Source organism: Bradyrhizobium prioriisuperbiae, from assembly GCF_032397745.1.
Classification (GTDB): domain Bacteria; phylum Pseudomonadota; class Alphaproteobacteria; order Rhizobiales; family Xanthobacteraceae; genus Bradyrhizobium_A; species Bradyrhizobium_A prioriisuperbiae.
In genome coordinates this window covers 4,971,345-4,983,864 of the sequence record NZ_CP135921.1, presented here as the reverse complement: position 1 = coordinate 4,983,864, position 12,520 = coordinate 4,971,345, and the positions used below count along the sequence as shown (strand labels likewise).

The 12,520-nt window shown below is 63.8% G+C and carries 14 protein-coding genes; 2 read left to right on the top strand and 12 right to left on the bottom strand.

Annotation, left to right across the window (positions count from 1 at the left end):
- Positions 1-316: 316 nt before the first annotated feature.
- The 3 genes from RS897_RS23640 to RS897_RS23630 all read right to left on the bottom strand — a co-directional run bounded on the left by RS897_RS23640 (position 317) and on the right by RS897_RS23630 (position 5,424).
- Positions 317-1,651: an HlyD family type I secretion periplasmic adaptor subunit gene (locus RS897_RS23640; protein WP_315831148.1), complete on the bottom strand. Its 1,335-nt coding sequence runs from the start codon at positions 1,649-1,651 to the stop codon at positions 317-319.
- The gene (locus tag RS897_RS23635; protein WP_407654285.1) at positions 1,638-3,845 is read right to left on the bottom strand and encodes a type I secretion system permease/ATPase; all 2,208 of its coding nucleotides are present in this window, start codon (positions 3,843-3,845) and stop codon (positions 1,638-1,640) included. Before RS897_RS23635 ends, RS897_RS23640 begins: the two co-directional genes overlap by 14 nt.
- A 61-nt stretch (positions 3,846-3,906) precedes the next feature.
- Complete coding sequence (locus RS897_RS23630) at positions 3,907-5,424, bottom strand: TolC family outer membrane protein (protein ID WP_407654561.1); 1,518 nt, start codon at positions 5,422-5,424, stop codon at positions 3,907-3,909.
- Positions 5,425-5,764: 340 nt separating this feature from the next.
- On the opposite strand from RS897_RS23630, the gene RS897_RS23625 reads away from it, so the two are divergent.
- Entirely contained in the window at positions 5,765-5,965 is a 201-nt protein-coding gene (locus tag RS897_RS23625; protein ID WP_315831146.1) for a hypothetical protein, read from the top strand.
- A gap of 80 nt (positions 5,966-6,045) precedes the next feature.
- On the opposite strand, the gene RS897_RS23620 is transcribed toward RS897_RS23625, so the two are convergent.
- The 5 genes from RS897_RS23620 to ku all read right to left on the bottom strand — a co-directional run bounded on the left by RS897_RS23620 (position 6,046) and on the right by ku (position 8,548).
- Positions 6,046-6,318, bottom strand: coding sequence for a hypothetical protein (locus tag RS897_RS23620; protein WP_315831145.1), 273 nt, complete (start codon positions 6,316-6,318; stop codon positions 6,046-6,048).
- A 289-nt stretch (positions 6,319-6,607) separates the two neighbouring features.
- Positions 6,608-6,853 (bottom strand): hypothetical protein, encoded by a 246-nt coding sequence (locus RS897_RS23615; RefSeq protein ID WP_315831144.1) that lies wholly within the window; start codon positions 6,851-6,853, stop codon positions 6,608-6,610.
- Between the two features lie 116 nt (positions 6,854-6,969).
- Positions 6,970-7,218, bottom strand: coding sequence for a hypothetical protein (locus RS897_RS23610; protein WP_315831143.1), 249 nt, complete (start codon positions 7,216-7,218; stop codon positions 6,970-6,972).
- 3 nt (positions 7,219-7,221) lie between these two features.
- A complete protein-coding gene (locus tag RS897_RS23605) occupies positions 7,222-7,515 on the bottom strand; it encodes a hypothetical protein (protein WP_315831142.1) in 294 nt (97 codons plus the stop codon).
- 25 nt (positions 7,516-7,540) lie between these two features.
- The gene (ku, locus tag RS897_RS23600) at positions 7,541-8,548 is read right to left on the bottom strand and encodes a non-homologous end joining protein Ku (RefSeq protein ID WP_315831141.1); all 1,008 of its coding nucleotides are present in this window, start codon (positions 8,546-8,548) and stop codon (positions 7,541-7,543) included.
- A gap of 698 nt (positions 8,549-9,246) precedes the next feature.
- Between ku and RS897_RS23595 the strand changes: the two genes are divergently transcribed.
- Positions 9,247-10,704, top strand: coding sequence for an ArnT family glycosyltransferase (locus RS897_RS23595; RefSeq protein WP_315831140.1), 1,458 nt, complete (start codon positions 9,247-9,249; stop codon positions 10,702-10,704).
- A gap of 21 nt (positions 10,705-10,725) precedes the next feature.
- Here the strand turns inward: RS897_RS23595 and RS897_RS23590 are convergent, their stop codons facing one another.
- The 4 genes from RS897_RS23590 to RS897_RS23575 all read right to left on the bottom strand — a co-directional run bounded on the left by RS897_RS23590 (position 10,726) and on the right by RS897_RS23575 (position 12,520).
- Positions 10,726-10,935: a hypothetical protein gene (locus RS897_RS23590; RefSeq protein WP_315831139.1), complete on the bottom strand. Its 210-nt coding sequence runs from the start codon at positions 10,933-10,935 to the stop codon at positions 10,726-10,728.
- A 354-nt stretch (positions 10,936-11,289) separates the two neighbouring features.
- Positions 11,290-11,541 (bottom strand): hypothetical protein, encoded by a 252-nt coding sequence (locus RS897_RS23585; protein ID WP_315831138.1) that lies wholly within the window; start codon positions 11,539-11,541, stop codon positions 11,290-11,292.
- Between the two features lie 149 nt (positions 11,542-11,690).
- Positions 11,691-12,038, bottom strand: a complete 348-nt coding sequence (locus RS897_RS23580; protein WP_315831137.1) for a hypothetical protein — start codon at positions 12,036-12,038, stop codon at positions 11,691-11,693.
- A 92-nt stretch (positions 12,039-12,130) separates the two neighbouring features.
- On the bottom strand, positions 12,131-12,520 hold the full coding sequence (locus RS897_RS23575; protein WP_315831136.1) for a hypothetical protein: 390 nt from the start codon (positions 12,518-12,520) through the stop codon (positions 12,131-12,133).

The window sequence follows — 12,520 nt, the reverse complement described above, 5'->3', positions numbered from 1 at the left end:
AAGCATGCGAGCGCGCCGCTTCCAGGCGGTTAAGTGGTGTCAATCGTTGGGGGAATGATCGGGAGCAGCGTCAATGCCGCGGAAGTGGCTTCGTTCAAATTTTAGAGGTGAGTTTAGGGGTGGTTAAGCATGAGCGGGGCGCTCTTCGCGACACCATCACCCTATCTTGTCGTTGCCGGGCTTGTCCCGGCAACCCCGCTTAGGAAGGCAGTGCGTCCCTAAGCGAGGTCACCGGGACAAGCCCGGTGACGACACCGCGGAGTGTCGAAATGCTTCGCCTCTCACGACATCGAGCGGGACGTAATCGCACATCACCTCACCGCTCCCGCAGCGCCTCGTCACGCAGCATGCGCGCCGGCCTGATGATGTAATCGAGCACCGACTTCTCGCCGGTCAGGATCTCCACCGTGGCCACCATGCCGGGAATGATCGGCAGCGGATGCTCCGATGTGCCGAGGTGGTTCTTCTCGGTGCGCACCATCACGCGATAGAAAGTCTCGCCGCGTTCGTTCTTGTCGCCCTTGTCGTCGGTGATGGTGTCGGCGCTGATGCGCTCGACCTTGCCGTGCAGCGAGCCATAGACCGAAGAATCATAGGCGCTGAGTTTCACCACCGCGGCTTGGTCCGGCCGCATGAAGGCGATGTCCTGCGGACGAATGCGCCCCTCGACCAGCAACGAGTCGTCGAGCGGCACCAGTTCCGCAATGCTGGCGCCGGGCTGCACCACCGCGCCCACCGTGGTGATATTGAGCTTGTTGACGATGCCGCGCACCGGCGCGCGCAGCTCGGTGCGGCGAACGCGGTCCTGCGCCGACTTGATATTTTCATCCAGCACCGCGAGGTCGCCGCGGGATTTCGCCAGATCGTCTTCGGCCTGGGCGCGGAATGTCGAACGGATCGTCGACATCCGCGCCGACGCCTCCTCGATCGCCGCCTGGGTCTTCACCAGGGTGGCGCGCACCACCTGCAGCTGCCCCCGCATGTCGGTGGCCTGGCGATCCGAGCGCAGCATCTCGATCTCCGGCACCACCTTCTGGTTATAGAGATTGCGGGTCAGCTCCAGTTCCCTGGTCATCAGTTTCAAAGTGTCGTCAAAGCGCTTTTCCGAGGCCTTGAGTTCGTCGATCTCTTTTTCTTTTTGACTCTTCTGCTGCGCCACCACCTCGACGTCCTGCGTCAGCTTGCGCATGTGGGCGTCGAACACGCCGCGTTCGGCTTGCACGCTGCGCGACGACGCCGCATCGAGATCAGCCGGAAACACCAATTGATCACGCCCCAGCGCTTCAGCCGCGAGCCGGGTCACCCGCGCCGCCATCGCCGCGCGACGCTCGCGCACCTCGCCGAACTGCGCGGCGAAAGCCGTGTCGTCGATGCGGAACATCGGCTGGTCCTGTTCCACCAGGGCTCCCTCGTGCACCAGGATGGCGCCGACGATGCCGCCCTCGAGGGTCTGCACCACCTGGGTCTGGCGCGACGCCACCACCTTGCCGTTGCCGCGCTTCACTTCATCCAGCACGGCAAAGTGCGCCCAGACCACGAACACGAAAATCAACGCCAGCGACGTGAACAGCAGCAACCGCGCGGTGCGCGGCGTGCGCAGCTCGACGGCGGCGCGGATATCGTTGGCGAAGGCGAAGTCAGAGCTTCGCATGGGCTGCTCCCACCGGCGCCGCTGCGACATTGACCGGGCGCAGCCGCGACAGCACCTCGTCGCGCGGGCCATCCACCACCAGCCGACCCTGCTCGAACACCAGCACCCGGTCCACCAGTGTCAGCAGCGACGGCCGATGGGTGGAGACCAGGATGGTCATGCCGTTGTCGGCGATCGCCTTCAGCCGGTCCATGAATTCGCCTTCGCTGCGCACATCGAAATGCGCGGTCGGCTCATCAAGGAACAGGATGCGCGGCTTGCGGATCAGGATGCGGGCAAGACCGATGGCTTGCTTTTGACCACCGGACAGGCTGCGGCCGCCCTCGGCGATCAGCATGTCATAGCCTTGAGGATGGCCGGCGATGAAGGTCTCGACGCCGGACAGCCGCGCCGCGTCCAGCACCTCCGCGTCGGTCGCCTGCGGCCGGCCGAAGGTGATGTTGTCGCGCAGCTTGCCGTAGAACAGGTCGGTGTCCTGCATCACGAAGCCGACGCCGGCGCGCAGATCCGCCGGGTCGTACTGATGGATGTCGATGCCATCGATCAGGATGCCGCCCTCGGACGGCGAGTAGAATCCGGCCGCGAGCTTGGCGATGGTGGTCTTGCCCGAGCCGACCCGGCCGACAATGCCGATCCGCTCGCCGGGACGCACCTTGAACGACACGGCGTCCAGCGCTTTGGTCGGACTGTTGGGATAGGCGAACGACACGCCCTGGAAATCGATCCGCCCTTCCTTGATCTCGCGGGCGACGAACACCTTGTCCGCAGGCCGCTCGCGCTCCAGCGCCATCAGCCGGTCGAGCGCACGCAGCGACGAGAAGGTCTGGGTGCCGCGGGTGATCACCGCGGCAAGTCCGGCGATCGGCGCCAGCACCCGCCCCGACAACATATTGGCTGCGACCAGCGCGCCGACCGTCAGCTTGCCGTCCAGAATCAGGAACACGCCGACCACCACCAGCAGCAGGCTGCACACCTGCTGCGCCACGCTGGCGCTGGTGAGCGCCAGCGACGACCAGAACTGCACATCCTCGCTGGAACGCGCGGTCGCCGCCACCGAGCGCTCCCAGCCGGTTTGCATCCGTGCTTCGCCCGCAGCCGCACGCACGGTTTCCATGCTGGACAGCGATTCCACCAGAATGCCATGTCTCGCCGCGGATTCCGCCTGCAGCCGCCGGATGGCGCGGTCGAGTGGACGCTGCAGCAAGAGCCCGATCGCAATCATCACCGGCAGCATCAGCAGCGGAATCCAGGCCAGGGGACCTGCGACGATGAACAGCACCACGATGAACAGCACCGCAAACAACAGGTCTGTCACCGACACCACCGTGCCCGAGGTGAAGAACTCGCGCACGGAATCGAAATCGCGGATCTGGTTGGCGAGGATGCCGACCGACTGCGGCCGCTGCGCCAGCTTCACCGACATGATGTGTTCGAAGATGCCGGCTGCCAGCACCACGTCGATCTTCTTGCCGGTGACATCGATGATGCGGCTGCGCACCACCCGCAGCACGAAATCGAACAGGATGGCGAGGCCGAGCCCGATGCCGAGCGCCACCAGCGACGGAATGGCGCCGTTGGGGATCACCCGGTCATACACACTCATGGTGAACAGCGGCGCGGCCAGCGCCAGGATGTTGACGATGAAGGCGGCAATCGCGACGTGAATATAGTTGGCCTTGAAGCGGCTGACCGTCGACCAGAACCAGTGCGTACGCGGCAGGTCGCCGGCGGCGACGGCACGGGGATCGGCGACCTGCATCGGCCGCAGGAAATAGGCGAACCCAGTATAGCTGCCGATGATGTCGGCGACAGTCTCGATCGGCCCCGGCTCGCGACGCGACGGGTTCAGCACGCTCACGCGACCGGCAAAACGATCGCCGCCGATCAGGATACGGCTGGTGCCGTCCCGGAGCACCAGCACGGCGGGCAGCACCAGGCTCGGAATCTCGGAGATCGGACGTTCGACCAGTTCGGCCTCGAGGCCGGCGCGCCGCGCTGCGCGTTCATAGAGCGACGGACTCAGCCGGTTGTGCTCGACCGGCAGACCCGCGAGCAGCGCACCGCGGCTCAGCGCGCGGCCGTGATGGGCGGCGATGAACAGCAGGCTGTCGGACAAGGGATCGTCGATCGCGGGCGCGGCAGCGACGGCGTCGGGGCGCGCTGCAACGGCTTTGATGTGAGGCGAAGCGTTCACCTTAATCTCGAGGTCTGGAATCTCAACGTGTGGGGCGCCTGCGCGGCGTAATCACGACCGGTCAGTTGCGGACACCGTTGATCATGTAATCCTGCGCCGTGGCGGTCATCCGCGGGCCGCTCTTTGGCCATGGATCCCAGGCCGACATCACCGCCTGCTCGGATGATGGCAAGATATTGCCAAGCCAGTCCGGCCGCGCCGCCACATGCAGCGGTTCGGGCCCCGGCGACGGCGCACTCAGGATCACCGGCGGAAATTTCACCGGGATGAAGCCGAGCGGCCTGGTTTCGAGCAGGTCGATTTCCGGCGGTCCCGCGGTCTTCAGATAGGTCAGCAGGTGCCCCATCGCCGCGAGCAGCTGGTAGTCGGCGAACACCGTGGTGCCGCGTGCCGACACCAGCGAAACCTGGGCATTGAAATACTGGTTCTGGGCGTTGAGCACGTCGATCAGCGTGCGCTGCCCCAGTTCATATTCCTTGTTGTAGGCGATGTAGGTGCGCCGTGCGGCCTCGACATCGCGCAACAGCGCCGCGGCGCGCTCGGTGGTGATGGTGCGCGCGGCCCAGGCCTTGTCCAGCGCCTCCACCGCACCGCGCTGCAGCCGCGCGTGCTTCTGGGTTTCCTCGATCATGCGCTCGGCCGCTTCCTTGCGTTTCCAGGAATCCTGGCCGCCACGGAAAATGTCCCAGCTCATCACCACCTTGCCGCTGACCTCGTCATACTGGCCGTTGTACAGGACGGAATCCGCGCCGCGGCTGGCGCGGCCTTCCAGCGAAACCTGCGGCACGAAGGCGCCGGCGGTGGCGTCGAACGCCCGCTTGGCGGCGTCGACATCGGCCTGCGCCGCACGGATGGTGGGATTGTAGCGCACCGCTATCGCAAGCGAGGCGTCCTTCGATGCCGGCAAGCCGCCGAGCCGGCCCGGAAAACGCAGATTAAACGGCTCAAGCCCGACCGTCTTGCGATAGGACGCGCGCGCGGTTTCAAGGCTCAGGCGAAACTCGCTGAGCACGGCCTGCGCGGATGCCACGCGCTCCTCGGCCTGCTGGCTGTCACCCTCGCCGGCGCGACCGCCGCGGAAACGGGCGCGGACGTTTTCGCGAACGCCGTAGTGAACGCGGAGATTTTCCTCGGCAAGCGCAACGATGCGCTGATAACGCACCACGTCGATATAGGCTTCCGACGCGTCGAGCGCGATGAGCTCGGTACGTTCGAGCACACGCAGCGCCGCAGCATCGACACGCGCCGCCTGGCGCCAGATCTCGTTGATGGAGGCGAAGCCATCGAACAGGGTCTGGCGGATCACCACCGACACTTCGCGGCCGCGCTGATAGACGCCATTGTCGACCGGCGCCGGCGAGATGTAGCGCCGCAGCTTCTCCGGCCCGGCATTGGCCTCCAGCCGAACCTGCGGCAACACGGTGCCCTGGGCCTGGCGCAGCTCCGCCTCGGTGGCGCGGCGATTGGCGCTGGCTTCGCTCACGGCCGGATTGGTCCGCACCGCCTGCTGGATCGCATCGTTGATTGAAAACACGTCACTGCCGATCGCCAGCGCAACGCTGGCGACGAGAACGGCCATGACGGCGAAAACGCGAAACAACATAAAAGCCCCTTACCCCGTCGAATTGCTAGCAACGGCGTTGTCGCGCATGCAATCGCGACGATGGGCCTTTCACGGCGTTCGATGCGTGATCGAGGCAATAAAAGATATTTTATATCAAATACTTACGATAAGTCGGCGGGCTCATTCAGCCCAGCGCAAGATTCTGCTGATTTTGCGCACAGTGAGACTTTAAGGTTTTGAGCCGGGCTCCACGCGGCTGGGAATCGGATCGCGTCGCTCGCGGCGATGTGTCTTTCCAGCCGCGTCACACGGGAGCAGGATCACGTCTGCCATCCATCTTGGGAGGATGCGCGCCATGCAACATCAGGATCAGGCGATCGACGCAGCCGCACGCGGACCGTCGACCACGATGACCGGCCTCACCCGCTGCCCGGATTGCCGGTCGTCGCGGCCGATGATCATCAAGGCGCTTCGCCCCGGGCTCAAGGCCGAAGGCGACCGCATCACCTATCGCTGTTCCGTGTGCGGCACCGAGAAGACCGAGCCGGCAAAATAGAAAGCCGCGCTCCGGATTAGGAGCGCGGCGATTGCCGACGCGAAAACGACTGTCATGGCGATGGATGGCGCGATGGAGCGCTATCCACCGAAGCCGGCGCCACCGCTGGTGCGGCCATTGGCGTTCTCAGCCGCGCTGTTGGAGCCGGTCATCGAGTTGGCATTGTTGCCGCCAGCCGCGGCGTTGCCACCGGATGCATCCGGACGAACCCGCTCGATCCGGGGATCCGGCATTTCCTGGGATGCGGGCGTTGCATAGGGCTTCTTCATGGCGCGCGCGTGGCCGGTTGCTGGTGCCATGGCGACACCTGCCGCGAGCCCGGCTGCCACGGCCGTCAAAACCAGGTACTTCATGGGTGTTCGTCTCCTCGAGATCGGCGCGGATATTGGCCGCAGAATATCCCCGATGCACAACCATCGGCCGGGCCGGTTATTCCTTCACAGTTATGTTAGAGCGTTTTTGAGGGGTTTGGATACGCATTCGCGTGAACGGAAAGCCCCGAATGGGGTCGGCCCGTGGGAAGCCGGTCCGTAGCCCGCATGAGCAACGCGACATGCGGGTCCGGCCGACCCGCACTCGGTCCCGGATGTCGCGCTGCGCGCTCATCCGGGCTACTCAAACGCATGTGGTTCGCGACCGCGGTCAATCCGACGACGGCAACCGGCGCATGGTGAACTCGATCATGTCACCGGGTAATTCGCGCCAGTTCTCGATCTCGGTCATGTAGGCCGCTTTCGGATAGCGGCTCAAAAACTCTTTCGCCTTCAAGCGCGCCTCGATGCGCGGCAGCATGAAGTTTTCCCGCTTCATCCCGTCATTCAGCGTGCTGCGTTGAAATCTGCGCTCCGCAATCTGGCGCGCAATATCCTCAGGCTTCCTCGGTTGCATGGTGTTGCCCTGTCCAAACTGTTCGCCTCTCCTCTGGCGTATTCGTCGAGGCCATCAGCATCGATCGACCGCCAGTTGTTTTTTTAACTCAAGTGCCGGTTCGGCATCCGCCGCGCTCAGGAGCGTGACAGTTTCCGAGCCGCCGTTTCGATTCGCTTGCGCGAGGTGTTGCCGGCGCGTTTGCCGGCCTCCTCGCTGCGAACACTTTTCTTCAGCGCGTCGCGCAGATCGATCGGCACGCCGTGCTTCTTCAGGAGATCGGCGAACGCTTCATCCGCCAGCTCCTGCAATGTCGCCATCCGGTTGCGCCCGAGCTGGACCAGCTTGTCCAAGGTTTCATCGTCAAAGCCGATCAGCTTGCGCATTGATCACCGCGCACGCGCGGGACGCTTGCCGCCGGATGTTGTCTTTGCGCCCGTCTTTGGAGAAGCCTTGTTCGAAGGAGCCTTGGGCGCCTCTTTAGGAACCGCCTTCGTTTTTGTCTTGGATGCAGCTGGCTTAGCTGCAACAGGCCTGGATGGCTCGGGCTGCAACGACGCATCGCCGAGCGAGGCGTCGACCGCGAGCTCGCCGTCATCGTCATCGGCAAGCTGCGCCGGTGCCGCCACAGCACGGCCGGACTTGTAGTTGCGATGCTCCCACTCGTGCCGATCGATACCCATCAGCTTGCCTTATCAACTCGCTTTTTCAGCTTGCCTTGCGCTGGCGGCCGGTGGCACGCACCGGCTTCTTCGCCGGGGCCTTGGCTGGCTCTTTCTCCTTGGCCGCAGCGACTTTGCCGCCGCCCTTGTCAGATCCCTTGCCGGAAATCGGAAACAGCATTTCCTTCTGGCCCTCGATCCGCTTGCGCGGCTTCTTGCCCTTGGCGGCGACCTTCTCGGCTGCCTTGTCTGCTGTCTTGGCAGGCGCTGCCGGCTTCGCATCCTTGCCGAGGCTGCGGCGCAGAGCATCCATCAGGTCGATGACGTTGCTTTCCGTGCGCGCCTTGCCCTTGGCGATCGGCTGCCCGGCTTTCTTGCGATTGATCAGGTCGATCATCGCGGTCTCGTATTCGTCCTCGAATTTTTCAGGCTCGAAGTGGCCGGTCTTGGTCTCGACGATGTGCTTGGCGAGATCCAGCATGTCCTTGGTGACTTTGACGTCCTGGATGCCGTCGAAATATTCGTCCTCCTTGCGCACCTCATAGGGGTAACGCAGCAGCATGCCCATCAGGCCCTTGCCGCGCGCCTGCAGCGCAATGATGTGCTCGCGGTTGGTCAGCACCACGCGCGCGATCGCGACCTTGTCCATGGACTTGATGGTTTCGCGGATCACCGCATAGGCGTCGTGGCCGACCTTGCCGTCCGGCACCAGATAATACGGGCGCACCAGATAGAGATCGTCGATCTCTGATTTCGGCACGAACTCGTCGATCTCGATGGTGCGGCTGCTCTCCGGCAGGATGGCGTCGATCTCGTCCTGCGACACCTGGATGTAGCTGTCGGTATCGACCTTGTAGCCCTTGATGATGTCGGAGGCTTCCACCTCATCGCCGGTTTCGGCATCCACCTTCATGTACTTGATGCGGTGGCCGGTGGTCTTGTTGATCTGGTTGAAGCTGATCTTCTCGGACTCGGAGGTGGCCGGATAAAGCGCGACCGGGCAGGTCACCAGCGATAAACGCAAGAAGCCCTTCCAATTCGGACGCGGCGCCATCTCACACACTCCAACGCAACACCGCGCGTCGCATCGTTCGCAAAATTAAGACAGGTTTTGCGATTGAGCCGCGCACAAACCAATAAACCGGGGCCAGGCAGGTTCCCGATCCCCCAAGCTATCCATGCTACCCGTTTTGGGACAACAGTCGAGAGGACCGAATCCCTAGAATGGGATCTGGTTAAGAACGGGCCACTCTGCGCGGTCCGTTGCGGACACGGTTTGTTCTCTGATTCAATATCGCCCAAAACAATAAAATGCCCGGCACGCCCATGAAGGAAGCGTGCCGGGCCAAGTCGTTGGGAGGAAAGCAGACGAGCCGGTCTGCCAGCGGATGCCATGCGCACTATCGAAATCACTTGGTCGGACAGGGAGCGAAGCCCGACAAAATGGGGGCCAGAACCGTCGAACCAGCCACACAATCGTCACACTATGTGTAGCGCAGGATGCTCAGGAATTGATCAGGCAAAAGCCCGACCGCCGGTTCCCGTCATGATACCGGAGGCCGTCCGGACGGGGTTGGCCCCGGCTGGCATCCGGGGTATCAGCAGGCCCGGAGCGGGAGATTCCGCACCTGCGAAGAAACGTGGCCGCCCAATGCCAGCGAGATTGATAATTCCGACATGGACATGATCACTGGCGAGCTTGCCGCGCGAGGGGGCCGATCAAGGTTCGCGCAGTGGATGTCGGGGCCGACCGTGTCGTCTGCCCTCCACATCTTCTTCATTCCCGGCCAGTGGCTGCTGACACGGTTTTCCCGGACCGACGAGCAAAAATATGCCTGGCTCTGGATTCTCACATTCTGGGCACTGATGGCCTTCCCGGCCGTGTGGCTGCGTGCGGTCCATCTGGAAGAAGGCACCGTGCTGGGCCTCGCCCGCGGCGCCGTCGAGGAAGGCCACTGGCTCGCACCGTTCCGTTATGGCGTGCGCTTTGTCGAGCGGCCGGTGCTGTTGTCCTGGATCGTCGCCGCCTTGGGCGAAGTGTCCGGCGGGGTGACGGTCCTGACCGCCCGCATTCCCCACGTGCTGTTCCTGCTGGCCGGCGCATGGCTGGTCTATGACCTGGTCAAGGCAGCCGCCGGCAAGGCCGCGGGCCTGTTCGGGGCGCTGTGCTGGTTTGCTTCTCCCATGGTGGCGCAAAAATTCGTCACCGCCGAGCCGGACGTCACGCTCTCGGTGCTGCTGTTTGCCGTGTTCTGCGTGTGGTGGAAAAGCCTGACCGCCGGGCGGCTGACGCCGGCGCGATGGCTGATGATCGGCGTGCTGCTCGGACTTGCCGGTCTGACCAAGGGACCGCAGCCGGTCGCCTACGTCACGCTGGGGATCGGCGCCTATCTGCTGATCAAGCGGCGGTTCGCCGACCTGCCTGCCTTCCTGCTCGCGAACCTGCTCGCGGCGGCGATCATCGGCAGCTGGTATCTGATGGTCGCGGTGCCGCACGACACCGAGGCGTGGGCCGTGCACTCGCGCATCTTCACCACGCACGGCACTGAGCTTGTGTCGGACCATGTCGACTTCCTCATCAGCATGATGCTCGAATGGCTGCCGGGCCTGATCCTGCTCGTCCCCGCGCTCGTCATCCTTGCGCGCCAGGAGCGCAGCCAGGATCACGATCTGATGCTGGCTGCCGTTCTCTACACACTGACATGTACGCTGGTGCTGCTGGTCTGGCCCGGCGGCATCGCGACGCGTTACGCCATGCCCGGAACACTCGGCCTCGCCGTCGTCGCCGGCCTGATGTTCGCGCGCTGGCGGCGGATCCACTCCCGGGTGATCGTGGTGACGCTGGTCACGGCCTATGTGATCGCCGTGTTCGTCATGGTTCTCGGCTGGATCGTGATGCCGCTCAAGCCGGATTGGTTTCAGGAAAGCCAGATCGCCGGACGAACCATCGACGCGGTGCGTCGTGAGGTGCCCGGCCCGCTCTACATCGTCACCGAGTCGGCGGAGCACAACATGCTGGTCTACGTCAAAGGGCCCGTTCACGAAGTCGCGCTGGATGGCCTGACATCGCTGACCACACCGGCGCTCGCCGTGCTGACGGCGGATGAAGAGGCCGCGCTGGCGCGGAAGAAGCCGACGCTGCGTTTGCACGATCTCGCCACGGTGCGATCGCAGAAGCTCGACCTGAAGGTCGTGGAAATCCGGCCGTAAGAGCGTGGCTGGCTTCGCGCTTCAGCTTTTCAGCAGCATATCGCCGAGATAGGCCAGCCAGAGGCCGAGGCTGACCACGAAGCTGACGCCGAGTTGAACCGCAGCGAAGAAATACGGGACCACGTCATGGTCGCCGCGCACGGCAACGGGGACGCGCATCCCCAGACCAACCGCCAGGATCCCGATCGTAATCGGGAGCAGGATGACCCAACCAGGTACCAAACCCACCATGTACAAGCACTCCAACCAAAGGTGTCCCAGCCCAAGGTCAGATGCTTCACATGCTCCCAAAAAGTTTCATTTTCGTGACCGGCAAATGTCGAAACGTGTCTGGTTCCAGCGCGATCGGGATGTGCACGGGTGGAACCGAGTCAGCGGGCTGACCACACGCAAGAAAATGCCCGGCACGTTCATAATGGAACGCGCCGGGCCAAGTCGTGGGGAGGAAAAGCAGACGGGAACCGGTCTGCCAGCGGATTCATAAATGCCTGCGGAACCGCGCGCTGTTCCCTGTGGTTTCAGCCGCAACCATAGCAATGTCATCGTGTCGCGACTGTGAGGCAGATCACATCGAACATCTGCGCCTCAATGCCGGCTGAGCGCGAGCCACACCAGCCCAAGCAGCCCGGTGACCACGATGGTGACGGCGGTGCCCAGCCCCTTGCGCTTGATGGTGTCGCTGGCCTCGCGCCAGGCCCGCAGATGCGCGAAGTCTTTCTGCACGGCGATCACCGCATCGGGATCGTCGGCGTTGACGCCGAGCGCCAGGAAAAACTCCTTGACGGTGGCACGCGCCACTTCCTCGGCGATGTCGCGCACGTCGCTGCTGCTGGTCATGGCATCCATCCAGGCGTAGGCCGGTATCCGCGTGGCGCGGACACCGGGAGTTGGGTGAGACAGAAACGCGCACGCACGCGCGATGCGCGTGCGTCGTGCATGAGGGGATTGCTGAGACAGGCCGCGTCAGGACCGCAGCGAATCCGCGATCAGGTCATGCTGCCGGGAATGAAGCAGCGGACCACCGGCTTGCCGTCCAGATACATCGGCCACACCATGGTGCGGCCGGCGAGGTTCGGTCCCTTGACCACGGCCTCGTCGGGCACCACGATCCATTCGCCCTCGAGGCGCACGCGATAGTGGCCGTCCTTGCTGTCCCAATCGGCGTCGGACACCGCGGAGCCGTCAGCGTCCGAGCAGCAGGGGCCTTTTTCGCTTCTGAGCTGATCGAACCAGGATTTCAGCGGCGAGTTGGCATAGCGGCCATCGTCCCGCGCCAGCGCGGTGGTCAATCCAGCAGCGCCGCAGCCGACCGCGACCATCAGAACAGCAGTCATCAGTCTCACGTTCGTGAGCTCCTTCCGTCCGGCTGATGAATGAAAAGCAAGACGCATGCCGAAATAGGCTTGTTTTGCGCGTCGCATGGCACCTACCTCCTGAAGATCCGTGACACCCGCTCCACCGCGCTCGCCCCGAAATACGAAACGATGACGGTCTGGAACACGCTCCAGAAATTCGGATCGAGCGCGTCGGTGACGCCGAGCCCCAGCACCTTGTCCCAGACCACCACCTTGAACGCGAAGATGATGAAGGGCGCCGCGAACAGCGGGCGGATGATCGCGGTGAACCAGCGCCCTTGTTCTGCGATCAAGAGCCTGGTCGCCTCGCTGCGCGCGGCGATGTCGGCCTCGATCTCCTTCTGCAAGAGATCCAGCGCCATCTGATCCTGGCTGTTGATCGACGCCAGCCGCGCCTTGTAGGCGCTGAGCAGGCCGGAGACGATGGGACCGCCGAGAAAACCGAGGATCGCGCTCCACAT